Annotated in this window: 18 protein-coding genes and 6 tRNA genes; 13 read left to right on the plus strand and 11 right to left on the minus strand. The window is 72.8% G+C overall.

The genetic code is table 11. The features are described 5' to 3' along the window. Positions 1-131 precede the first annotated feature (131 nt). From crcB to GQS52_RS11525, 3 genes are all read right to left on the minus strand, one after another. A complete protein-coding gene (gene crcB, locus GQS52_RS11515; protein ID WP_182313310.1) occupies positions 132-494 on the minus strand; it encodes a fluoride efflux transporter CrcB in 363 nt (120 codons plus the stop codon). Continuing rightward, entirely contained in the window at positions 491-1,081 is a 591-nt protein-coding gene (locus tag GQS52_RS11520) for a CrcB family protein (RefSeq protein ID WP_182313311.1), read from the minus strand. The genes crcB and GQS52_RS11520 overlap by 4 nt, the downstream gene beginning before the upstream one ends. A gap of 90 nt (positions 1,082-1,171) precedes the next feature. Continuing rightward, entirely contained in the window at positions 1,172-1,522 is a 351-nt protein-coding gene (locus tag GQS52_RS11525) for a metallopeptidase family protein (RefSeq protein ID WP_182313312.1), read from the minus strand. A gap of 83 nt (positions 1,523-1,605) precedes the next feature. Here GQS52_RS11525 and GQS52_RS11530 point away from each other — a divergent pair, with 83 nt between their 5' ends. The 6 genes from GQS52_RS11530 to GQS52_RS11555 all read left to right on the plus strand — a co-directional run bounded on the left by GQS52_RS11530 (position 1,606) and on the right by GQS52_RS11555 (position 8,003). After that, positions 1,606-3,231: a metallophosphoesterase gene (locus GQS52_RS11530; protein ID WP_182313313.1), complete on the plus strand. Its 1,626-nt coding sequence runs from the start codon at positions 1,606-1,608 to the stop codon at positions 3,229-3,231. A gap of 128 nt (positions 3,232-3,359) precedes the next feature. Beyond that, positions 3,360-3,432: transfer RNA gene (locus GQS52_RS11535), tRNA-Glu, on the plus strand. Positions 3,433-3,464: 32 nt separating this feature from the next. Next, positions 3,465-3,539: transfer RNA gene (locus tag GQS52_RS11540), tRNA-Asp, on the plus strand. Positions 3,540-3,543: 4 nt separating this feature from the next. After that, positions 3,544-3,617, plus strand: a tRNA-Phe gene (locus tag GQS52_RS11545). Positions 3,618-3,898: 281 nt separating this feature from the next. Continuing rightward, positions 3,899-7,816 carry an ATP-dependent RNA helicase HrpA gene (gene hrpA / locus GQS52_RS11550; protein WP_182313314.1) on the plus strand — a complete coding sequence of 1,306 codons (3,918 nt, stop codon included), beginning with the start codon at positions 3,899-3,901 and terminating at the stop codon, positions 7,814-7,816. A 112-nt stretch (positions 7,817-7,928) separates the two neighbouring features. Further along, positions 7,929-8,003 (plus strand) — tRNA-Asp (locus GQS52_RS11555). A gap of 532 nt (positions 8,004-8,535) precedes the next feature. On the opposite strand, the gene bldC is transcribed toward GQS52_RS11555, so the two are convergent. Beyond that, positions 8,536-8,742: a developmental transcriptional regulator BldC gene (bldC, locus tag GQS52_RS11560; RefSeq protein WP_003949541.1), complete on the minus strand. Its 207-nt coding sequence runs from the start codon at positions 8,740-8,742 to the stop codon at positions 8,536-8,538. 427 nt (positions 8,743-9,169) lie between these two features. Then, complete coding sequence (locus GQS52_RS11565) at positions 9,170-10,078, minus strand: hypothetical protein (RefSeq protein WP_182316374.1); 909 nt, start codon at positions 10,076-10,078, stop codon at positions 9,170-9,172. Between the two features lie 221 nt (positions 10,079-10,299). Between GQS52_RS11565 and GQS52_RS11570 the strand changes: the two genes are divergently transcribed. Further along, entirely contained in the window at positions 10,300-11,418 is a 1,119-nt protein-coding gene (locus GQS52_RS11570; protein WP_182313315.1) for a Glu/Leu/Phe/Val dehydrogenase dimerization domain-containing protein, read from the plus strand. A gap of 400 nt (positions 11,419-11,818) precedes the next feature. After that, the gene (locus tag GQS52_RS11575; RefSeq protein ID WP_182313316.1) at positions 11,819-12,073 is read left to right on the plus strand and encodes a DUF3073 domain-containing protein; all 255 of its coding nucleotides are present in this window, start codon (positions 11,819-11,821) and stop codon (positions 12,071-12,073) included. A gap of 65 nt (positions 12,074-12,138) precedes the next feature. On the opposite strand, the gene purM is transcribed toward GQS52_RS11575, so the two are convergent. The 6 genes from purM to purS form a co-directional block, all read right to left on the minus strand. Continuing rightward, the gene (gene purM, locus GQS52_RS11580) at positions 12,139-13,197 is read right to left on the minus strand and encodes a phosphoribosylformylglycinamidine cyclo-ligase (RefSeq protein WP_182313317.1); all 1,059 of its coding nucleotides are present in this window, start codon (positions 13,195-13,197) and stop codon (positions 12,139-12,141) included. A gap of 171 nt (positions 13,198-13,368) precedes the next feature. Continuing rightward, the gene (purF, locus tag GQS52_RS11585; RefSeq protein ID WP_182313318.1) at positions 13,369-14,928 is read right to left on the minus strand and encodes an amidophosphoribosyltransferase; all 1,560 of its coding nucleotides are present in this window, start codon (positions 14,926-14,928) and stop codon (positions 13,369-13,371) included. A gap of 183 nt (positions 14,929-15,111) precedes the next feature. Continuing rightward, positions 15,112-16,077 (minus strand): sterol carrier family protein, encoded by a 966-nt coding sequence (locus GQS52_RS11590; protein ID WP_182313319.1) that lies wholly within the window; start codon positions 16,075-16,077, stop codon positions 15,112-15,114. Between the two features lie 192 nt (positions 16,078-16,269). Beyond that, positions 16,270-18,519: a phosphoribosylformylglycinamidine synthase subunit PurL gene (gene purL / locus GQS52_RS11595; RefSeq protein ID WP_182313320.1), complete on the minus strand. Its 2,250-nt coding sequence runs from the start codon at positions 18,517-18,519 to the stop codon at positions 16,270-16,272. Next, positions 18,516-19,196, minus strand: a complete 681-nt coding sequence (purQ, locus tag GQS52_RS11600) for a phosphoribosylformylglycinamidine synthase subunit PurQ (protein WP_182313321.1) — start codon at positions 19,194-19,196, stop codon at positions 18,516-18,518. The genes purL and purQ overlap by 4 nt, the downstream gene beginning before the upstream one ends. After that, the gene (gene purS / locus GQS52_RS11605) at positions 19,193-19,438 is read right to left on the minus strand and encodes a phosphoribosylformylglycinamidine synthase subunit PurS (RefSeq protein WP_182313322.1); all 246 of its coding nucleotides are present in this window, start codon (positions 19,436-19,438) and stop codon (positions 19,193-19,195) included. Before purS ends, purQ begins: the two co-directional genes overlap by 4 nt. Before the next feature lie 305 nt (positions 19,439-19,743). On the opposite strand from purS, the gene GQS52_RS11610 reads away from it, so the two are divergent. From GQS52_RS11610 to GQS52_RS11630, 5 genes are all read left to right on the plus strand, one after another. Further along, the gene (locus GQS52_RS11610) at positions 19,744-20,061 is read left to right on the plus strand and encodes an Lsr2 family protein (protein WP_182313323.1); all 318 of its coding nucleotides are present in this window, start codon (positions 19,744-19,746) and stop codon (positions 20,059-20,061) included. Between the two features lie 130 nt (positions 20,062-20,191). Then, positions 20,192-20,263: transfer RNA gene (locus GQS52_RS11615), tRNA-Gly, on the plus strand. A 73-nt stretch (positions 20,264-20,336) separates the two neighbouring features. After that, positions 20,337-20,412: transfer RNA gene (locus GQS52_RS11620), tRNA-Gly, on the plus strand. Between the two features lie 142 nt (positions 20,413-20,554). Then, positions 20,555-21,577, plus strand: a complete 1,023-nt coding sequence (locus tag GQS52_RS11625) for an ABC transporter ATP-binding protein (RefSeq protein WP_182313324.1) — start codon at positions 20,555-20,557, stop codon at positions 21,575-21,577. Further along, a complete protein-coding gene (locus tag GQS52_RS11630; protein ID WP_182313325.1) occupies positions 21,574-22,383 on the plus strand; it encodes an ABC transporter permease in 810 nt (269 codons plus the stop codon). Before GQS52_RS11625 ends, GQS52_RS11630 begins: the two co-directional genes overlap by 4 nt. The last annotated feature ends 58 nt before the right edge of the window (positions 22,384-22,441 follow it).

A 22,441-nucleotide genomic window follows, 5' to 3' on the forward strand; every position in this document is an offset into this window, starting at 1 on the left:
GCGGGAGGGGACGGGGCGCGTTCCCGTGTCCAACGCCACTGCCCCCGGCCAGGACACGCCCGGCGGGGAGACGCCCGGCCCGCGGGTCCGGTCCCGCGGGCGGGCCCGGCGGGCCGGTTCGGCGGGCCGGCTCAGCGGGTGAGGGCCGTCCCGAGGAGCACTGCGGCGAGGCCGGCCAGAACGGAGGCGGCCGCGTTGGCGGCCGCGACGAGCCCCCGGCCGCTCTCGGCCAGCCGCAGCGTCTCGTAGCTGAAGGTGGAGTACGTGGTCAGGGCCCCGCACAGGCCGGTGCCGAGCAGGATTTGGACGTCCCGGCCGGCGGCGCCGGAGGCCGCCAGCCCGGTCAGGAGCCCCAGCGCCAGGCTGCCCGCCACGTTGACGGTGAAGGTTCCCCAGGGGAAGGCGGAGTCGTGCCGGGCCTGCACCGCGCGGTCGACGAGGTAGCGCAGGGGGGCGCCGACCGCGGCGCCGGCCATCACCAGCAGCCAGTTCACCGTGCGTCCCCCCGCCGTCCGGAGGGGGCCGGCGGCGCGGCGCGCCGGACGAGCCGGCGGGTGGCCGCGGCCGCCGCCCACACCGCGCCGAGGGCGGCTGCGAGCGTCGCCGCCGCGTAGCCGAGGGCGGCGGCCGCGTCGCCGCGGGTGAGCAGCCCGGCCACGTCGGCGGCGTAGGCGGAGAAGGTGGTGAAGCCGCCGAGCACCCCGGTGCCGAGGAAGGGGCGGACCAACGGGTGTCCGGCGCCGCGCTCGGCGACCAGCACCATCAGCACCCCGATCAGTCCGCTGCCCACCGCGTTCACCCCCAGCGTGCTCCAGGGGAACGCCCCCGCCGGCACCGGCCACAGCAGTGCGGCCCCGTGCCGGGCGGCCGCTCCCAGCGCTCCGCCGACCGCGACCGCGCCGAGCACCGCGAAGGGGTGGGCCGTCAGTTCGGCCCGCTGCTGGGGGAGGTGCAGGTCGACGTCGGGGTCGACCGGCTCGCCGGAGACCACGCCCGGGCCGTCCGGCCCGTCCGGCCCGCTCGGCCCGTTGGGGCCTTCGCACCCGGGCTGCTGCGGCCGCGGAGGTGGCGGTGTGCGCATCCCCCCAGTATCCGCGCGCACGGGCGTCCGTCCGTGCACGCGCAGTCCGGCTGCGGCCGGCCCCGGGGCCGCTGCCGCTGCCGGTCCGGGTCAGGCGTAGCCGAGGGCGTGCAGCCGCTCGTCGTCGATGCCGAAGTGGTGGGCCACCTCGTGGACGACGGTGATCTCGGTCTCCGCGACCACGTCCTCGCGGGTCTCGCAGATGCGCAGGGTGGGGTTGCGGTAGACGGTGATCCGGTCGGGGAGCACCCCGGCGTACCACTCGCCCCGTTCGGTGAGCGGGGTGCCCTCGTACAGGCCCAGGAGTTCCGGGTCGGAGGGGTCGGGGTCGTCCTCGACGAAGACTGCGACGTTGTCCATCAGGCGGGCGAGCTCGGGCGGGATCCGGTCGAGCGCCTCGCCCACCAGTTCCTCGAACTCCTCGCGCGTCATCTCCAGCACAGCGCCATTGTCGGTCACCCGGGGGCCGCGCCACGAGTCCCCGCGTCCGAATACCCCGTGCCGCGACGGGGCATAGGTCGGCAATGGCCCGAGTGTCCGCAGTCCTCCGAGCGCTCCGACCGCCCCGGCTCCGCCGCCCCTCCCGTACCTCGGCCGCCGCCCCGTTCCCCGTCGTCCTGCCCGCCCCGGGGCCGCACCCCCTCCGGCGCGCGCTGGGGCTGCTCGCCGTGACGGTGGCCGGCGGGTGCATGGGCCTGGGTTTCGTGGGCGGCGTCGAGCAGCCGGTGGGACCGGTGGACACCGTCATGTCGCTGCGGCCGTCGTTCACCGGCGGCACCGAGGTGGCGGTGCCGCCGCTGGGCTCGCTGGAGCTGAGCAGCCATCACGCGCCGCTGCGCCTGCGGGTGGACGTGGACCGGCTGGACCCGGAGCGGGCCGGCGCCCTCGTCGACCGCCCGGAGCGGCTGGCCGGGCTGGACGAGGAGGTGGCCCGGGACGTGCGCAGCGGCGCGACCGCCCTGGTCCTGCGCTCCTCGGCCGCCGCGGCGGGCGGCGCCGCGGCGCTGGGCCTGGCCGTCTACCGGCGGCCCCGCCGGGCCCTGCTCGCCGGCGGCCTGGCGCTCGCCCTGATGGCCGGCAGCGGCCTCGCGGCCCGGGCGACGTGGAACCCGACGTCGGTCCTGGAGCCGAAGTTCTCCGGCCTGCTCAGCAGCGCGCCCAACGTGGTCGGCAACGCCCGCAGCATCGTCAGCGACTTCGACGCCTACCAGCAGGAACTGGCCTCCCTGGTCACCAACGTGACCAAGCTCTACGAGGCGGCCTCGTCCCTGCCCGCCTACAGCCCGGACCCGACGACCCTGCGCGTGCTGCACGTCTCCGACATCCACCTGAACCCGGCGGCCTGGGAGATCGTCCGGTCGATGGTGGACCAGTACGGGATCGACGTGATCGTCGACACCGGCGACCTGATGGACCACGGCACGAAGGCCGAGAACGGCTTCACCGAGTCGATCGGCACGCTCGGCGCGCCCTACGTGTGGGTGCGCGGCAACCACGACTCCGAGGAGACCCAGAAGGCGGTGGCCCGGCAGAAGAACGCCCACGTGGTGGACGACGGGAAGGTCGTCACGGTCGAGGGGCTGCGGATCGCCGGGATCGGGGACCCGCAGTTCACCCCGGACCGCTCAGTGGTCCCCGCGGGCGACCCGGCGGAGCGCCGGGCCGGGCGCGAACTGGCGGCGAGCATACGGGCGGAGAAGGCGCTGGGGCGGCCGGTGGACATCGCGGTCGCGCACAACCCGGTGGCCGCCGCGGAGACCGCCGGCACCGTGCCGCTGGCCCTGGCCGGGCACACCCACCGGCGGGACACCTCCGTCCTGGAGGGAGGCACCCGGCTGTTCGTGCAGGGGAGCACCGGTGGCGGCGGGCTTCGCGCGGTGGAGGACGAGGTCCCGCAGGAGGTGCAGGCGTCGGTCCTGTACCTGGACCGCGACAGCCACCAGCTGCAGGCGTGGGACGACATCACCCTCGGCGGCCTGGGACTGAGCACGGCGGAGGTCTCCCGGCACCTGCCCCCGGAGGGGCTGGAGGACGGCAAGTCCGGCGCGGAGCCCTCCGGCGCGCCCGGTGCCGACGGCGCGCCCGGGCCGTCCGGGGCCTCCCCGGAGCCGTCCGGCGGGGCGGGGACCGGCAGGCAGGAGGAGGGCTGAGAGGAGGGCGGAAAGGGGCCGGGGAGACGGCCCGGCGGCCCGCCGGAAAGCGTTTTGGCAGATCGCTCCGGCATCCCATATGCTTCTCACGTCCCCGACGGCAGCAACAACGCCAAGGTGGGCCATCAGCCCTCATCGTCTAGTGGCCCAGGACGCCGCCCTTTCAAGGCGGTAGCACGGGTTCGAATCCCGTTGGGGGCACGCAACACCCTGTGCGAGAATGTTTCGCACGAGGTCCTGTGGAGCAGTTTGGAGTGCTCGCCACCCTGTCAAGGTGGAGGCCGCGGGTTCAAATCCCGTCAGGACCGCTGCGGCTGGGTAGCTCAGTTGGTACGAGCGTCCGCCTGAAAAGCGGAAGGTCGCCGGTTCGACCCCGGCCCCAGCCACCGCAGACGCGAGGCCCCTTCGGAGGATTCCGAAGGGGCCTCGCGTCGTTCGGCGCACCGGCGCGTGCGCCGGCGGCCCGGCGGCCCGGCGGGGGAGGTCCCGGCTCCTCCCCCGCCGCGGGGCCCTCCCGGAAGGCTGCCGGAAAGGGTCTTCCCCCGGGGGCCGGACGGCCGCGGGGGTGCGGGGGTGTGGTCTTCGCCACGTACGGCGGAGCCGGTCCGCGTGCCCGGGGCAAAACGGTTCGGCCGCTGCGGGGCGGAGGTGAGATCCTGGGACCCCTATGTCCAGTTCTTCGACTGCCCCGGCCATCGCCGACCTCCTGGCTCGGCTTCCCGAACTGACACTGCGCGACGAGCGGCGGCTGCGCCGGCGGCTCGACGGCGCGCGCAGGATCCGCGACGCGGAGTCCCGGACCAAGGTCCTGGCCGAGATCACCGCCGACCTCGACCAGGCCGAGCTGCGGGTGGAGCAGCGGCGCGCGGCCGTGCCGAGGATCACCTATCCCGAGGCGCTGCCGGTCAGCCGCAAGAAGGACGACATCCTCGAGGCGATACGCGACAACCAGGTGGTGATCGTCGCCGGCGAGACCGGGTCGGGCAAGACGACCCAGATCCCGAAGATCTGCCTGGAGCTGGGGCGCGGGGTGCGGGGCCTGATCGGCCACACCCAGCCGCGCCGGATCGCCGCCCGCACGGTGGCGGACCGGGTCGCCGAGGAGCTGGGGACGCCGCTGGGCGAGGCCGTGGGGTGGAAGGTCCGCTTCACCGACCACGTCGGGGCGAGCACCCTGGTGAAGCTGATGACCGACGGCATCCTGCTGGCCGAGCTCCAGCAGGACCGGATGCTCCAGCAGTACGACACGATCATCATCGACGAGGCGCACGAGCGCAGCCTCAACATCGACTTCATCCTGGGCTACCTCAAGCAACTGCTGCCCAAGCGCCCGGACCTGAAGGTCGTCATCACCTCGGCGACCATCGACCCGGAGCGGTTCTCCCGGCACTTCTCCGACGCGCCGATCATCGAGGTGTCGGGCCGCACCTACCCGGTGGAGGTGCGCTACCGGCCGGTCGTCGACCCGGACGCGGAGGACCCCGACCCGGACCGCGACCAGATCACCGCGATCTGCGACGCCGTGGACGAGCTGGGCCGGGAGGGCCCGGGCGACATCCTGGTGTTCCTCTCCGGGGAGCGGGAGATCCGCGACACCGCCGACGCGCTGAACAAGAAGAACCTGCGGTTCACCGAGGTGTTGCCGCTGTACGCGCGACTGTCCTCGGCCGAGCAGCACCGGGTGTTCCAGCAGCACACCGGCCGCCGGATCGTGCTGGCCACCAACGTGGCCGAGACCTCGCTGACGGTGCCCGGCATCCGCTACGTGATCGACCCGGGCACCGCCCGCATCTCCCGCTACAGCCACCGCACCAAGGTGCAGCGGCTGCCGATCGAGCCGGTCTCGCAGGCCAGCGCCAACCAGCGCAAGGGCCGCTGCGGCCGCACCTCGGACGGCATCTGCATCCGGCTGTACTCGGAGGAGGACTTCCTCTCCCGGCCGGAGTTCACCGACCCGGAGATCCTGCGCACCAACCTGGCGTCGGTCATCCTGCAGATGACCGCGGCGGGCCTGGGCGACGTCTCCGCGTTCCCGTTCATCGACCCGCCGGACCCGCGCAACATCAAGGACGGCGTGCAGCTCCTGGAGGAGCTGGGGGCGCTGGACCCGAAGGAGAAGGACCCGCGCAAGCGGCTCACCCCGCTGGGCCGCAAGCTCTCCCAGCTGCCGGTGGACCCCAGGCTGGCCCGTATGGTGCTGGAGGCCGACCGCAACGGCTGCGTGCGCGAGGTCATGGTGATCGCGGCGGCGCTGTCCATCCAGGACCCGCGCGAGCGCCCCGCGGACAAGCAGCAGGCGGCCGACGAGAAGCACCGGCGCTTCGCCGACGAGAACTCCGACTTCACGGCCTTCCTCAACCTGTGGAAGTACCTGAAGGAGCAGCAGCGGGAGCTGTCCTCGTCCGCGTTCCGCCGGATGTGCCGCAACGAGTACCTGAACTTCCTGCGGGTGCGCGAGTGGCAGGACATCTTCCAGCAGCTGAGGCAGGTCGCCCGCACCATGGGCATCCACCTGGACGACAAGGACGCCGACCCGCAGCGGGTGACGCTCTCCCTGCTGGCCGGCCTGCTCTCCCACATCGGGCTCAAGGACACCGACAAGAACGAGTACCTGGGCGCCCGCAGCGCGAAGTTCGCGGTCTTCCCCGGGTCGGCCCTGTTCAAGAAGCCGCCGCGCTGGATCATGTCGGCCGAGCTGGTGGAGACCTCCCGGCTGTGGGCCCGGGTCAACGCCCGGATCGAGCCGGAGTGGATCGAGCCGCTCGCCGGGCACCTGCTCAAGCGCACCTACAGCGAGCCGCACTGGGAGCTCAAGCAGGCCGCCGTGATGGCCTACGAGCGGGTCACCCTGTACGGGGTGCCGATCGTGGCGCAGCGGAAGGTCAACTACGGGCGGATCGACCCGGAGGTCTCCCGGGAGCTGTTCATCCGCCACGCCCTGGTGGAGGGCGACTGGCGCACCCACCACAAGTTCTTCCACGAGAACCGCAGGCTCCTCGGCGAGGTCGAGGAGCTGGAGCACCGCGCCCGGCGCCGCGACATCCTGGTGGACGACGAGACGCTGTTCGACTTCTACGACGAGCGGATCCCCGAGCACGTCGTCTCCGGGGCGCACTTCGACAGCTGGTGGAAGAAGGCCCGGCACGACTCCCCGGACCTGCTCAGCTTCGAGAAGTCGATGCTGATCAACGAGAAGGCCGGCGGGGTGGCCGCGGCCGACTACCCGGACTTCTGGGTCCAGGGACCCCACCGGCTGCGCCTGACCTACCAGTTCGAGCCCGGGGCGGACGCCGACGGCGTCACCGTCCACGTGCCCCTGGCGATCCTCAACCAGGTGGTCCCGGACGGCTTCGACTGGCAGATCCCGGGTCTGCGCGAGCAGCTGGTCACCGAGCTGATCCGCTCCCTGCCCAAGCCGGTGCGGCGCAACTTCGTGCCCGCGCCGAACTACGCCAAGGCGTTCCTGCAGCGGGTGGAGCCGGGCGACGAGCCGCTGACCGCGGCGCTGGGCCGGGAGCTGCAGCGCATGGCGGGCTTCCCGGTGCCCGAGGACGTGTGGGACTGGGCGAAGGTGCCGGACCACCTGCGTCCGACCTTCCGGATCGTGGACGACCGGCGGCGCAGGCTGGCCGAGGACAAGGACCTGGAGGCGCTGAAGCTGAGGCTGCGGGCGAAGACCACCGCGGCGATCTCCGAGGCCGCGGCGGAGAAGGGCATCGAGCGCGGCGGCCTGACCTCCTGGACGGTCGGCACGCTGCCGCGCACCTTCGAGCAGCGCACCCGCGGCAACACCATGAAGGCGTACCCGGCCCTGGTCGACGAGGGCTCCTCGGTGGCGGTGCGGCTGTTCGACACCGAGGCCGAGCAGCGGGCCGCCATGTGGGCGGGCACCCGCCGGCTGATCCTGCTGGGCGCCCCCTCCCCCGCGAAGTTCGTGCAGTCGAAGCTGGACAACCGGTCGAAGCTGACCCTTGGTCACAACCCCCACGGGAGCGTCCAGGCGCTGCTGGACGACTGCGTCTCGGCGGCCGCCGACCGGCTGATGGCGGCGGCGGGCGGGCCCGCGTGGGACGAGCCCGGTTTCACGGCGCTGTCCGGCCGTGTGCGGGCCGGCCTGCCCGACGCGACGGCGGAGACGGTCGCGGTGGTCCTGGAGGTCCTCAAGGCCGCCCACGCGGTCGAGGACCGACTGCGCAGCACCAACAGCCCGGTGCTGCTGCCGGCCCTGGCGGACCTGAGGGAGCAGCTGGCCGCCCTGATCCCCCCGGGCTTCGTGACGGCCACCGGGCGGCGCAGGCTGCCGTCCCTGGTGCGCTACCTGGTGGCGATGGACCGCAGGCTCCAGAAGCTGCCCGGCGACCCCGCACGGGACCGGGCGCGGATGGAGAAGGTGCACGCCATGCAGGACGCCCACCGGGAGCTCCTGGACCGCCTGCCGAAGGGACGGCCGGTGCCGGAGGAGGTGCGGGAGATCCGCTGGATGGTCGAGGAGCTGCGGGTCAGCTACTTCGCGCACGCCCTGGGCACCCCGCAGCCGGTCTCGGACAAGCGGATCCTCAAGGCGATCGAGCGGGCGGGGGGCTGAGGACCGGCGGGCCCGGGACACTTCCCGGGCCCGCCGGAAAGCCGATTCGACCTGGGGTCCCGCGATGCAGTACTGTCTGTCTCGCGCCAAGCGCAAAGCACCAGCGAAACCTGGTCCTGTGGAGCAGTTTGGAGTGCTCGCCACCCTGTCAAGGTGGAGGCCGCGGGTTCAAATCCCGTCAGGACCGCACAGCGAACGGCCCGGATTCCCGAGAGGGAGCCCGGGCCGTTCTTCGTGCGTGCCCCGGGGCGCGGCGAGGGTGCGGCCAGAGGTGCACTCCGGGGCGTGCTCCGGGCGGGTGCGCGGCGGGGGTCCGGGGGCGCGCCTTCCGACCGCGTGCCGGCGGCCCGGCGGCCGGGCCCCGGAGCCGAACCCCGCGGCCGGCGGCCGCATCCCCCTCCACCGCCCGGCACGGGCCCCTCCGGGACTTCTCCGGCACCCCGGGGATCACCGACGGTTATGTGACGCGAGTCACACGAATTGGGTCCCGATCAGTGTGAGCCAGGCGACTCGCCGGTAATCAGAAATTTAATATGTAAAATTGCACTACCTCTCAGAAGTGCCCGAAGTTCCCCAGCGGGACACATGCCCGGCGCACAAAAAAGATCACGTCGGACCCGGCGGAGTCCGACGTGATCTCAGCTGAAAACCCTGATGGAGACAGGGGCCTCACGGGCGGACGGCTCCGGGTTGGGGGACCCGGACGTCCGCGGGGTGTCTCAGGCCTCGCTGCGCTGCTGCGGAATGCCCGCGAGCAGCGCACGGACCTCCGCCTCGCGATAGCGGCGGTGGCCGCCGAGCGTGCGGATGGACGTGAGCTTGCCGGCCTTGGCCCAGCGCGTGACCGTCTTCGGGTCCACGCGGAACATGGTGGCGACCTCAGCCGGGGTCAGCAGCGGCTCGGCATCAGGGGTGCGAGCGGTCATGAGCGGCCTCCTCGGGAGAACCGAACCAACACGGTTCTTTCCTCTAAATTCTGCACCTTGACCCGCGCTGCCCGGAATGAGCGGACGCGGGCCGAGTCGGTAATAGGACGAACGGCTTGTCCTCGGCACTACAACTACACCATCAGTCCAGCCTCGTCGGCCAAACCGATGGAATTGCCCTCTGAGGTGTTCAACCTCGACGGAAGCCGATGGACCGGGCCATAGCGGACAGTCACTCCGGGGTAACCATCAGTCACAGCATGATCGGCCGCATCAATTCCAGCCCCTCGGGGAGCCGTTGTCCTATTTTGACACAGGACGTGGCCAAGAGGGCAAGTGATCTGCTTAGTGCTCTCCGTCACGCTTTACACCATTGCCCCGGATCGGGCAGGGCTAACGCAGCGGATGACATGCCGTCAGAGAGACGTCAGCTGGCGTACTGGAGCTCCCGGACACCGCGCCAACGGGCCGTCAGCCGCTCGTACGCACGCCCGGCCGCCACGCCGTCGCCCTCGCGGAGCGCGGCAAGCCCCTCCCCGACGTCCGCGGCCGACCGGTCCTGCGCAAGCCGCCCCTCGGGGATCACGTGCACGAGGCCGCCGTAGTCCAGCTCCACCAGGGAGCGCGGATGGAAGTCCTCGAGCCAGCGCCCTACATCTACCAGGCTTTCGATCATGGAGTCCTCCTCCGAGGCCTCCCGCAGGGCCCGCAGGCCCCGCGCGACCCTGCGGCGGGCCTGGGCCATCGGCGTACGGTAACGCAGCGAGGGCACCGGCCGGGGCTTGTCCGCGCCCTCCTGCGCCCCGGCCCCCTCCGTTCCGGCCCCCTCCGCCCCGGACTCCCCGCCGTCCGCGACCGGACCGCCGAAGCCGGCCGGCTCGTAGACCCGTTCCGCGTCGTCGAACAGCACGAACCAGCGCACCGGCACGTGCCAGGCCGCGGAGCGGATCCACGGCCGCGCATCCGGGTTCTCCCCGCGCCACCGCTCATGGTCGGCCTCCAGGCGGCCGCGCACCGCGGGCGGCAGCAGCGCGTCCAGCACCGCCGGCGGCAGCTCCTCCTTGAGCTCCTTCAGCGCCAGCCACCCCCGCAGCCTGGTGCGCCAGGGGCAGACGTGGACGACCCCGCCCACCTCGGCCACGAACGCCTCCCTGCTCTCCCGGTCGGGAACCGGGGCCTGGGGGACCCGCGCCAGGCCCGCCAGCGAGGCGCGCAGCTCCTCCTGCGCGCCCGGGGCGGCACCGCGCCCCGCATAGGCGTACCAGTACGACCGCTCCGGCTCCGGGAAGGCCGCCAGCGGCTCGTAGACCCGTAGGTACGAGGCGTACGGGACCATTACCGACGAACGCGCCACGCTGGCTCCCTCACCGCCTCGGACCGGACACCGCCGCTCGCATCGTCGCACGTCCGGTGTCCCTCCGAGGAAGGAACAACTGCACAACATCGGCACACCGGGCATGGGCACCGGGCCCCCCGCGCTCTACTCTGACCTCACCAAAGTCCCAGCGGCCCACCCGCAGCCGCGGGACGCCCATCTCGGCATCGGGAGTCACCACAGTGACCGACGTACGTCAGGCGAACGGCACGGACAGTGTCGTCACCAAGCTCTTCAGGTCGGAGCAGGGCGGCCACGAGCAGGTCGTGCTCTGCCAGGACAGGGCGAGCGGCCTCAAGGCCGTCATCGCCCTCCACTCGACCGCCCTGGGCCCCGCCCTGGGCGGCACCCGCTTCCACGCCTACGCCTCGGACGACGAGGCGGTCGAGGACGCGCTGAACCTCGCCCGGGGCATGAGCTACAAGAACGCCCTCGCCGGCCTGGACCACGGCGGCGGCAAGGCCGTGATCATCGGCGACCCCGCGGTCGACAAGTCCGAGGAGCTGCTGCTGGCCTACGGCCGGTTCATCGCCTCCCTCGGCGGCCGGTACGTCACCGCCTGCGACGTCGGCACCTACGTCGCCGACATGGACGTGGTCGCCCGCACCAACCCCCACACCACCGGCCGCTCCCCCGAGAACGGCGGCGCCGGCGACTCCTCGGTCCTGACCGCCTACGGCGTCTTCCAGGGCATGCGGGCCAGCGCCCAGCGCGTGTGGGGCGAGCCCACGCTGCGCGGCCGCCGGGTCGGCGTCGCCGGCATCGGCAAGGTCGGGAACCACCTCGTGGAGCACCTGGTCGAGGACGGCGCCGAGGTCGTGATCACCGACGTGCGCCCCGCGGCCGTGGACGCGGTCCGCGCCAAGCACCCGCAGGTGGCCGCGGTGGCCGACACCGGCACGCTGGTCCGCGAGCAGCTGGACGTGTTCGCCCCCTGCGCCCTGGGCGGGGTCCTGGACGACGCCACCGTCGCCGCCCTGTCCGCCAAGGTGGTCTGCGGCGCGGCCAACAACCAGCTGGCGCACCCGGGCGTCGAGAAGGACCTGGCCGACCGCGGCATCCTGTACGCGCCCGACTACGTGGTGAACTCCGGCGGCGTGATCCAGGTCGCCGACGAGCTGAACGGCTTCGACTTCGAACGGGCCAGGGCCAAGGCGTCGAAGATCTTCGACACCACCCTGGCGATCTTCACCCGTGCGGCCGCCGACGGCGTCCCGCCAGCCGTGGCCGCCGACCGTCTGGCCGAGCAGCGCATGGCGGAGCGCACGCCCGCCGACCGCTGGATGCCGCCCACCGCCTGACCCCGCCCCCTCCGGCCCTCCCGGGGCCGCGGGGCGGCCGACGGGTCCCGGGGACGGCACGGCGGCCGCCCGGCGGCCCGTGTGCCGCCGGGCACGCAGGCCTGCCCCGGAAGGCGCCGCGGGGCCGTTCCCGGCGGCCCGGAGCGCCCGGGACAGGCCGACGGAGGCCCACCCGCACCACTCGGTCCGGTCAGAAGGTAAAATCTCGGGTGACCAGCCGGTACAGGGCTGAAACGGCACTCCTTAGCGGGCGCGTCGTGCGGGCGACGTACCGTACGGCTGCGGAAGCAGGTACCGTTGAAGCCATGCGGTCCGGTCTCTCATTTGAGAGACCGTTCCAGATCATGAACGCGTGTCAAGACTCGGGGCCGTCGAGCCCCGTCGTTGAGGGGGTCGAGCCATGGGGCGCGGCCGGGCCAAGGCCAAGCAGACGAAGGTCGCCCGCCAGCTGAAGTACAACAGCGGTGGGACGGACCTTTCACGTCTGGCCGAAGAGCTGGGCGCATCGACATCACGGCCGGTCAATGCCGAGCCGTTCGATGACGATGACGAGCTGAACGATGACCCCTACGCAAAGTACGGGGCGATGTACAACGACGACGAGGACGAGGACGACGAGGGGCCGAACCCCTCCTCGTCACGCCGCCGCGCCTGAGTTCCGCGCACAGGATCGTCTTCCGGCCGGTCCGGGGCCCCGCCCCGGACCGGTGCTTTGTCGTCTCAGGCCGGGTGGTCGCCGGTGAGGGTCACCGCCTCGCGGTGGTCGCCCCGCTCGGTGACGCCGCCGAGGACCCATGCGTCCACGTCGCGGTCGGCCAGTGTGGCCAGCGCCACGTCGACCGACGCCTCGGGGACGACGGCGACCATGCCGACGCCCATGTTCAGGGTCTTCTCCAGCTCGGGACGGGCCACCGAACCGAGCTCGCCCACCAGGGTGAAGACCGGGTCCGGGGTCCAGGTGGAGCGGTCCAGCGAGGCGTGCAGGTGGTCCGGGACGACCCGGGCCAGGTTGTTCGCCAGTCCGCCGCCGGTGATGTGGGAGAAGGCGTGCACCTCGGTGGTGCGGGTGAGGGCCAGGCAGTCCAGCGAGTAGATCCTCGTCGGCTCCAGCAGCTCCTCGCCCAGGGTGCGGCCGAACTCCGGCACCTCCCGGTCCAAGGCCCAGCCGGCCGTGTCGAAGAACACGTGGCGGACCAGGGAGTAGCCGTTGGAGTGGAGGCCGGAGGCGGCCATGGCGATCACCACGTCGCCCGGGCGGATCCGGTCCGCGCCCAGCACCCGGTCGGCCTCGACCACGCCGGTGCCCGCGCCGGCCACGTCGTACTCGTCCGGGGCCAGCAGGCCGGGGTGCTCGGCGGTCTCGCCGCCGACCAGCGCGCAGCCGGCCAGGGCGCAGCCCTCGGCGATGCCCTTGACCACCGCGGCGATCCGCTCGGGCACCACCTTGCCGGTGGCGATGTAGTCGGTCATGAACAGCGGCTCGGCGCCGCAGACCACCAGGTCGTCCACGACCATGCCGACCAGGTCGCGGCCGATGGTGTCGTGCCGGTCCATCTTCTGCGCGACCGCGACCTTGGTCCCCACCCCGTCGGTGGAGGTGGCCAGCAGCGGGCGCTCGTAGCGCTTGAGGGCGGAGGCGTCGAAGAGCCCGGCGAAGCCGCCGAGGCCGCCCACGACCTCCGGGCGGGTGGCCCTGGCCACCCACTCCTTCATCAGCTCGACGGCGCGGTCGCCGGCCTCGATGTCCACGCCTGCGGCGGCGTAGCTGGCACCAGTCATGGGGATGGTTCCTTCAGGTGTCATTGCGGGGGTCTGCCGCACGGGGCGGGAAGACCGGACGGGCGGGGCTCGGCCCCGCGGCGCCGGGCCCCTGCGGTACGGGCCCCGCGGGTGCGGAGCCCGTCTGCGCGGGGCCCCGCCCGGTGCGGGACCCCGTCTGGCGAGGGGCCCCTACGGACGCCGCAGCGCGTCCGCGGCCCCCGCACCGCCCAGCAGGGTTCCCACGCCGTCCACGTCCGGCTTGGCCGGCGCGGAGGTCTCCTCCTCGAGGAGGTGCTTGCCCAGCAGCTCCGGGTCGGGCAGGTCCATCGGGTACTCGCCGTCGAAGCAGGCGCGGCACAGGTTCGGCCTGTCGATGGTGGTCGCCTCGATCATCCCGTCGAGGGAGATGTAGGCCAGCGAGTCCGCCCCCAGCGAGGTGCCGATCTCGTCGACCGACAGGCCGTTGGCGATCAGCTCGGCGCGGGTGGCGAAGTCGATGCCGAAGAAGCACGGCCACTTGATGGGCGGGGAGGATATGCGGATGTGCACCTCCGCCGCGCCCGCCTCCCGGAGCATCCGGACCAGGGCGCGCTGGGTGTTGCCGCGGACGATGGAGTCGTCCACGACCACCAGGCGCTTGCCCCGGATGACCTCCTTGAGCGGGTTCAGCTTGAGCCGGATGCCGAGTTGGCGGATCGTCTGGCTCGGCTGGATGAAGGTGCGGCCCACGTAGGAGTTCTTGACCAGGCCCGAGCCGTAGGGGATGCCGCTGGCCTCGGCGTAGCCGATGGCCGCCGGGGTGCCGGACTCCGGGGTCGCTATGACCAGGTCGGCCTCGGCCGGCGCCTCCTTGGCGAGGCGGCGGCCCATCTCCACGCGGGACAGGTAGACGTTGCGGCCCGCGATGTCGGTGTCGGGGCGCGCCAGGTAGACGTACTCGAAGACGCAGCCCTTGGGACGCGCCTCGGCGAAGCGGGAGGTGCGCAGCCCGTCCTCGTCGACGGCGATCAGCTCGCCCGGCTCGATCTCGCGGATGAACGACGCGCCGCAGATGTCGAGGGCGGCGGTCTCGCTCGCCACGACCCAGCCGCGCTCCAGCCGGCCGAGGACCAGCGGGCGGATGCCCTGCGGGTCGCGGGCCGCGTAGAGGGTGTGCTCGTCCATGAAGACGAGGGAGAAGGCGCCCTTGACCTCGGGCAGGACCTTCGAGGCGGCGGCCTCCACGGACAGCGGGGTGCCGTCCTCGTCGGTCTGGCCGGCCAGCAGCGCGGTCACCAGGTCGGTGTCGTTGGTCGCCGCGACCTGGGTGGCCCGTCCGCCGGTGCGCGGGAGCGCGGCGACCAGCTCGGCGAGCTCCGCGGTGTTGACCAGGTTGCCGTTGTGGCCCAGCGCGATGGAGCCGTTGGCGGTGGCCCGGAAGGTCGGCTGGGCGTTCTCCCAGACCGAGGCACCGGTGGTCGAGTAGCGGGCGTGGCCCACGGCGATGTGGCCGGTGAGCGAGCCGAGGGAGGTTTCGTCGAAGACCTGGGAGACCAGGCCCATGTCCTTGAAGACGAGGATCTGGGAGCCGTTGCTCACTGCGATGCCCGCGGACTCCTGTCCACGGTGCTGCAGCGCGTACAGCCCGAAATAGGTGAGTTTGGCGACCTCTTCACCCGGAGCCCAGACACCGAAGACGCCGCAGGCGTCCTGGGGGCCCTTCTCACCGGGGAGGAGATCGTGGCTGAGTCGTCCGTCACCACGTGGCACGTTGTCGAGTCTAGGGCAGGTGGGCGGCAGGGCCGAACGCCGCGGGCCGTGAAAACCCCTTCTGAGGCTTTCCTCACACGGGGCCGGGGGCGCTGCGCCGCTGCTCGGGGCCCTGCCCGCCCCGGTGCCGGGGCCTGGTGCCGGGCCCCGGGCGCCCCGCCCCGGGCGCCTCCCGCCCCGGGGTCAGCGCACCACGGGGAGGACGCCGCCGAGGTCGGCACGCTCGCCGCTCGCGGACACGGAGTGCTCCCGGAGCGCCTGCTCCCAGTCCAGGCGGCCGGTGGCCAGACGGATCCAGGTGAGCGGGTCGGTCTCCACGACGTTGGGCGGGGTGCCCCGGGTGTGCTTGGGGCCCTGGACGCACTGCACCACCGCGAACGGGGGGACCCTGACCTCCACCGAGCCGCCGGGGGCCTGCTCCGCGAGCCCGTCGGCCAGCAGCCGGACCACGGCCGCCAGGGCCTGCCGGTCGTGCGGGAAGGCGTCGGGGCCGGCGCCCAGGGGCGGGGCCGCGCCCTCGTGGTGGACCTGGGCGGCGGCCGCCGGGGCGCCGCTGCCCCAGCGGTCGCCCGAGTCCACCGCCTGCCGCACCGCGGCGGCGAGGTCGTCGGCGTGCACCACGGCTTCCAGGAGGCGGGTGACCAGGAAGTCGTCGACCGTCATGGCCCCGGTCCGGATCGGCACCAGCGTCCGCCCGGAGGCGGGGCCGAGGGCCTCGGCGAACCGGTCCGCCGCCTCCTCGAAGTACCGGGAGACGGCCTCCGGGCCGCCGTCGGCCAGGGCGGCGGCCCTCTCCGCGGTGGCGCGGGCGAGCTCCCCGGCCGTGGCGCGGACCTCGTCCTCGGACAGCTCCCCCTGGCCGCGCAGCCACTCCTGCAGGTCCAGGACGGGCCCGGTGGGCGCCGGGGCCTCCAGCCGCTCCGGCAGGGCCTCCAGCCCCATGGCGAGGTGCACCACCAGGTCCCGCACCGTCCAGTCCCCCAGCCTGGTCGGGCCGTGCAGGATGGCGTCCGCGGCCGGGGAGCAGGTCAGGGTGGCGACCGTCGCGCGCAGCGCGGTCACCTCGGCCGTGAGCGCCGCACGGACCCTGGCCGGGTCGTGGCGGCGGGCGCGGCGTCGGGCGAAGGGCGACGGGAAGGACTGCGGCATGCTCCCGACACTAGCCGCCGTGCCTTCGGGCAAACCCGTCCGACGGCGGATTCCGCGGGCGGGTGGCGGAGAACGGCCCGGCCGGGGCACCCCGTCCGGCGGAACCGGCCCGGGGCCCCGGACGCGGCCGGGCCCCGCAGGCGGTGCGCCTGCGGGGCCCGGCCGGTGGCGGGAGGGCCGCCTGGGCGGTGCTCAGGCCAGCAGGGAGGGGATGAGCGCCTCGTGGGTCTGCCGCAGCTCCGCGAGCGGGATCGAGAACTGCCCCTGGACCTCCAGCGCGTCGCCGTCGACCACGCCGATGCGGGTGGCCGGCAGGCCCCGCGCACCGCACATGTCGGTGAAGCGGAGCTCCTCGCTGCGCGGGACGGAGACGATCGCGCGTCCGGCCGACTCGCTGAAGAGGAACACGAACGGGTCGGTGGCGTCCGGCACCACGATCCGCGCGCCGAGGCCGCCCTTGAGGCAGGACTCGACGAGCGCCTGGACCAGGCCGCCGTCGGACAGGTCGTGCGCGGCGTCGATCATGCCGTCCCGGGATCCGGCGATCAGGATCTCGGCGAGCAGCCGCTCCCGCTCCAGGTCCACGGCCGGCGGCAGGCCGCCGAGGTGGTCGTGGACCACCTGCGACCAGGCCGACCCGCCCAGCTCCTCACGGGTGTCGCCGAGCAGGTAGACCAGCTGGCCCTGCTCCGCGAACGCCATCGGGGTGCGGCGGGCGACGTCGTCGATCACGCCGAGGACGCCGACCACCGGGGTGGGGTGGATCGCCGTCTCGCCGGTCTGGTTGTAGAGCGAGACGTTGCCGCCGGTGACCGGGGTGCCCAGCACCTGGCAGGCGTCGGCCAGGCCGCGGCAGGCCTCGGCGAACTGCCACATGACCGCCGGGTCCTCCGGGGAGCCGAAGTTCAGGCAGTCGGAGACGGCCAGCGGCTTCGCGCCGGTCGCGGCGACGTTGCGGTAGGCCTCGGCCAGGGCCAGCTGCGCCCCGGTGTACGGGTCGAGCTTGGCGTAGCGGCCGTTGCCGTCGGTGGCCACCGCGACGCCGAGGCCGGTCTCCTCGTCGACGCGGATCATGCCGGAGTCCTCGGGCTGGGCCAGGACGGTGTTGCCGAGCACGTACCGGTCGTACTGGTCGGTGATCCACGCCTTGGAGGCCTGGTTCGGGGAGCCGACCAGCCTCAGGACCTGCTCGCGCAGCTCCCCGGCGTCCTTCGGGCGCGGCAGCTTCGCGGCGTCGTCGGCCTGGAGTGCGTCCTGCCACTCGGGGCGGGCGTAGGGCCGGTGGTAGGTGGGGCCCTCGTGGGCGACGGTGCGCGGGGGCACGTCGACGATCTGCTCGCCGTGCCAGAAGATCTCCAGGCGGTCGCCGTCGGTCACCTCACCGATGACGGTGGCGATGACGTCCCACTTCTCGCAGATCTCCAGGAAGCGGCCGACCTTGTCCGGCTCGACGATCGCGCACATGCGCTCCTGCGACTCGCTCATCAGGATCTCCTCGGGGGAGAGGGAGGAGTCGCGCAGCGGCACGGTGTCCAGCTCGACGCGCATGCCGCCGGAGCCGGCCGAGGCCAGCTCGGAGGTGGCGCAGGACAGGCCGGCGCCGCCGAGGTCCTGGATGCCGACGACCAGCTTCTCCTTGAAGACCTCCAGGGTGCACTCGATGAGGAGCTTCTCCTGGAAGGGGTCGCCGACCTGGACGGCGGGGCGCTTGGCCGGGCCGGTGGAGTCGAAGGTCTCGGAGGCGAGCACGGAGACGCCGCCGATGCCGTCGCCGCCGGTGCGGGCGCCGTAGAGGATGACCTTGTTGCCGGCGCCGGACGCCTTGGCGAGGTGGATGTCCTCGTGCTTCATCACGCCCACGGCCAGGGCGTTGACCAGCGGGTTGCCCTGGTAGCAGGAGTCGAAGACGACCTCGCCGCCGATGTTGGGCAGGCCCAGGCAGTTGCCGTAGCCGCCGATGCCGGCCACCACGCCGGGCAGCACGCGCCGGGTGTCGGGGTGGTCGGCGGCGCCGAAGCGCAGCGGGTCCATCACCGCGACCGGGCGGGCGCCCATGGCGAGGATGTCGCGGACGATGCCGCCGACGCCGGTGGCCGCGCCCTGGTAGGGCTCGATGTACGAGGGGTGGTTGTGCGACTCGACCTTGAAGGTGACCGCGTACCCCTGGCCGACGTCGACGACGCCGGCGTTCTCGCCGATTCCCACGAGCATGGCGTCGGAGACGGGGGCCTTCTCGCCGAACTGCTTGAGGTGGACCTTGCTCGACTTGTACGAGCAGTGCTCGGACCACATGACCGAGTACATGGCGAGCTCGGCGCCGGTCGGGCGGCGGCCGAGGATCTCGCGGATGCGCTCGTACTCGTCCGGCTTGAGGCCGAGCTCGGCCCAGGGCAGCTCGGTCTCGGGGGTCTCGGCTGCGTGCTTGACGGTGTCCAGGCTCATGGGGTGTTCACCAGGCGCTTCAGGATCGAGGTGAAGAAGCCGAGCCCGTCGGTGGTCGGGCCGGTGAGCGGCTCGACGGCGTGCTCGGGGTGCGGCATGAGGCCGACCACGTTCCCGGCCTCGTTGGTGATGCCGGCGATGTCGCGGCGGGAGCCGTTGGGGTTCAGCTCCAGGTAGCGCGCGACAACGCGGCCCTCGGCCTCGAGCTCGTCGAGGGTGCGCTCGTCGGCGACGTAGCCGCCCTCGCCGTTCTTGAGGGGGACGACGATCTCCTGGCCGGCCTCGTAGGAGGAGGTCCAGGCGGTGTCCGCGTTCTCGACCCGCAGGCGCTGGTCGCGGCAGATGAAGTGCAGGTGGTCGTTGCGGGTCAGCGCTCCGGGCAGGAGGTGGGACTCGCAGAGCACCTGGAAGCCGTTGCAGATGCCCAGGACCGGCAGGCCCTCCTTGGCGCCGGCGACGATCGACTCCATCACCGGGGAGAACCGGGCGATGGCGCCGCAGCGCAGGTAGTCGCCGTAGGAGAAGCCGCCGGGCAGGACGACGCCGTCGACCTGGTGGAGGTCCTTGTCCCGGTGCCACAGCGGCACCGGCTCGGCGCCGGCGAGGCGGACCGCGCGCCGGGCGTCCATGTCGTCGAGACTGCCGGGGAAAGTGACGACCCCGATACGGGTGGTCACGATTCGGTCCTCACGGTGAAGTCCTCGATCACGGTGTTGGCGAGGAAGGTCTCCGCCATTTCGCGGATCCGGGCGAGGGCGGCGTCGTCGACCGGGCCCTCCACCTCGAGTTCGAAGCGCTTTCCCTGGCGGACGTCGGAGATCCCCTCGAAGCCCAGACGCGGCAGCGCGCGCTGCACCGCCTGGCCCTGGGGGTCGAGGATCTCCGGCTTGAGCATGACGTCGACTACGACGCGTGCCACGTGCACTCCCGGTGGTGTGGTGCGTAGGGGTCCCTTCACAGTACCCGGTGTGAAAATCTACGCGAGTAGATATCAAAGGTGCCGTCACATTTGCGCATCGGCGCCGACAGCCTCTGGGGAAATCGGGCGGGGAAACGTATCGTCCCGATTGCATCGGGGTGCGGCGTGGAAATAATCATGCGATCCCCCGCGGAATGTGTTCCACTGCATTCCGCAAAACAATCACGCCCCGAAGGACCCCGGGGCCTCCCCTGCACGTCAGGATGGCCACAGACGTCCGGAGGCGCACGAAAGGACCGATATTCATGGCCCAGCGCGTAGTGGTCACCCTCTCCGACGACCTCGACGGCGGAGAAGCGGCGGAGACGGTCACCTTCGGCATCGACGGGCGTTCCTACGAGATCGACCTGTCCGCCGCCAACGCCGACCGGCTCCGCGACGTCCTGAACCCCTACGTGGAGGCCGGGCGCCGGCGCAGCCGGTCGGGCAAGGCGTACCGGCGCACCTCGGTCGCCCCCGACCCGGCCGCGGTCCGCGCCTGGGCGCTGTCGAACGGCATGGAGGTCCCGCCCCGCGGCCGGATCCCCAAGCGGATCTACGAGGCCTTCGAGTCCGCGAGCTGACGCACCCGGCGGGATGCCGGCGAGGCCCACCCGGCACCCGCCCGGAGGCGATTGGACAAGCACCCCCGGTGATCCGCTAAAGTTCAGATCACGCCGGGGGCGACGCCGAAAGGCAAGAGAAACCGGCCGCGCGGGTGTAGCTCAGTAGTAGAGCGCCCTCTTTCCAAGAGGGAGGCGCAGTGTGCGATCCCTGTCACCCGCTCTCCGTTCACCCGGTCCCTGGGATCGGGTAGAGTGGTACCGCGCCGATCGGTGAAAGCCGGTCGGATGCACATGCGGACGTGGCTCAGTTGGTAGAGCATCACCTTGCCAAGGTGAGGGTCGCGGGTTCGAATCCCGTCGTCCGCTCCATGAAGAAGGCCCCCGGTCACCGACCGGGGGCCTTCGACGTACGTCCGGCGGACACCCTGCCCCCGCACCCATGACATCCGTCACGGGCATCCGGTGACGGCGTGCACTGCCCCCGGCCGCGGAGCGGCGGAAGCCTGGAGACATGTCTCCGACACCGCCCACCACCGCCACCACCTCCGCACCAGGACCAGGACCCGGACCCCGCCCCGGCTCCGGCTCCGGGGCGGACAGCGTGATCGACGTCACCGACCTGCACCGGCGCTACGGACCGGCCGGCCCCGAAGGGTTCGACGCCGTGCGCGGCGTCTCCTTCTCCGTGGGCCGCGGCGAGGTCTTCGCGCTCCTGGGCACCAACGGCGCGGGGAAGACCTCCACCGTCGAACTGCTCGAGGGGCTCGCGGCCCCCACCGCGGGGCGGATCCGGGTCCTGGGCCACGACCCCCACCGCGAGCGGGCGAAGGTGCGGCCCCGGATCGGCGTCATGCTCCAGGCGGGGGGCTTCCCCTCCGACCTCACCGTCGCCGAGACCGCCCGGCTGTGGGCCGGCCTGACCAGCGGTCCGCGCCCGGTGGACGAGGCCCTCGCACTCGTGGGGCTGCTCGGCCGCCGCACCGTGCGGATCAAGCAGCTCTCCGGCGGCGAGCGGCGCCGGCTGGACCTCGCCCTGGCCGTGCTCGGCCGCCCGGAGGTGCTCTTCCTGGACGAGCCGACCACGGGCCTGGACCCGGAGGGCCGCCGCGACACCTGGGAACTGGTGGAGGAACTGCACGCGGAGGGCACCACCGTGGTCCTGACCACCCACTACCTGGAGGAGGCCGAGTCCCTGGCGGACCGGCTGGCGATCATGCACCGCGGCCGCATCGCCGCCTCCGGCACCCCGGCCGAGGTCATCGCCGCCCACCCGGCCCGCATCTCCTTCGACCTGCCCGAGGGATGGTTCCCCGGCGACCTGCCGCCGCTGGCCCCCCTCGGCGTCACCGACCACTCCGTGGACGGCCGGCACGTACTGCTGCGCACCCACCGGCTGCAGGAGACCCTGACCGGCCTGCTGGACTGGGCCCGCGCGGAGGCCCTCGCCCTGGGCCGCCTGGACGCCCGGTCGGCCTCCCTGGAGGAGGCGTTCCTGTCGATCGCCGGCGAACTGAACGGACACGAGGCCCGATGAGCACCGGCAAGAACCCCGGACCGGCGGTCACGCGCACGGCGGTCACGCGCACGGCAGGCAGCCGCCTCGCCGCCCTGGGCCGTGCCGAGCTGACCCTGCTGCTGCGCAACCGGGTCGCCCTGTTCACCGTCCTGTTCATGCCCCTGCTGATGGTGTTCGCCATGCAGTCGGCCGTCTCGGGGATGGACCTGGAAGGGAGCGGGCTGACCGCCTCCGGCGTGCTGATGAACGGCCTGCTGGGCATGGTCCTGCTCTTCGTCGTCTACTCCAACCTCGTCAGCACGTACGTGGCGCGGCGCGAGGAGCTGGTGCTCAAGCGGCTGCGCACCGGCGAGGCCTCGGACCTCGAGGTGCTGGTCGGCACGGCCCTGCCCGGGATCGCGGTGGCGCTGGTGCAGAGCGCGCTGATGCTGGCGGGCGGCGTCGCCGTCCTGGACCTCCCGGTCCCGGCGAACGTACCCGTGCTGCTGGCGGGCCTGCTGATGGGCGTGGCGATGATGACCGCCATGGCGGCGGCGTCCACCGTCTTCACCAGGACCGCGGAGAGCGCCCAGCTGTCCACCCTGCCGCTGATCCTGGTGTCCTTCCTCGGATCGGGGCTGTTCGTCCCCCTCGGGATGCTGCCGGACACGGTCGCCGACGTCCTGGGACTGCTGCCCTTCACCCCTGTCATGGAGATCGTCGGGGCCGGGCTGGCCGGGGCCCCGGCGGCCGACCTCCTGCGCCCCTCGCTGGTCGGACTGGTGTGGACCGGGCTGGCCGTGTTGGCTGTACGGCGGTGGTTCCGCTGGGAGCCCCGGCACTGAGCACGGGCACCGGGCAGGGGCACCCGGCAGGGGCTGCGCCGGGAGGGGCTGCGCCGGG

This window comes from Streptomyces sp. SCUT-3 (genome assembly GCF_014083985.1).
Lineage (GTDB): Bacteria > Actinomycetota > Actinomycetes > Streptomycetales > Streptomycetaceae > Streptomyces_H > Streptomyces_H thermolineatus.

Excerpts from the sequence above, each read along its gene's own strand:
- GQS52_RS11520 (WP_182313311.1), bottom strand. The coding sequence starts at position 1,081 with ATGCGCACACCGCCACCTCCGCGGCCGCAGCAGCCCGGGTGCGAAGGC.
- GQS52_RS11530 (WP_182313313.1), top strand. The coding sequence starts at position 1,606 with ATGGCCCGAGTGTCCGCAGTCCTCCGAGCGCTCCGACCGCCCCGGCTC.
- hrpA (WP_182313314.1), top strand. The coding sequence starts at position 3,899 with ATGTCCAGTTCTTCGACTGCCCCGGCCATCGCCGACCTCCTGGCTCGG.
- bldC (WP_003949541.1), bottom strand. The coding sequence starts at position 8,742 with ATGACCGCTCGCACCCCTGATGCCGAGCCGCTGCTGACCCCGGCTGAG.
- GQS52_RS11565 (WP_182316374.1), bottom strand. The coding sequence starts at position 10,078 with ATGGTCCCGTACGCCTCGTACCTACGGGTCTACGAGCCGCTGGCGGCC.
- GQS52_RS11575 (WP_182313316.1), top strand. The coding sequence starts at position 11,819 with ATGGGGCGCGGCCGGGCCAAGGCCAAGCAGACGAAGGTCGCCCGCCAG.
- purM (WP_182313317.1), bottom strand. The coding sequence starts at position 13,197 with ATGACTGGTGCCAGCTACGCCGCCGCAGGCGTGGACATCGAGGCCGGC.
- GQS52_RS11590 (WP_182313319.1), bottom strand. The coding sequence starts at position 16,077 with ATGCCGCAGTCCTTCCCGTCGCCCTTCGCCCGACGCCGCGCCCGCCGC.
- purL (WP_182313320.1), bottom strand. The coding sequence starts at position 18,519 with ATGAGCCTGGACACCGTCAAGCACGCAGCCGAGACCCCCGAGACCGAG.
- GQS52_RS11610 (WP_182313323.1), top strand. The coding sequence starts at position 19,744 with ATGGCCCAGCGCGTAGTGGTCACCCTCTCCGACGACCTCGACGGCGGA.
- GQS52_RS11625 (WP_182313324.1), top strand. The coding sequence starts at position 20,555 with ATGTCTCCGACACCGCCCACCACCGCCACCACCTCCGCACCAGGACCA.
- GQS52_RS11630 (WP_182313325.1), top strand. The coding sequence starts at position 21,574 with ATGAGCACCGGCAAGAACCCCGGACCGGCGGTCACGCGCACGGCGGTC.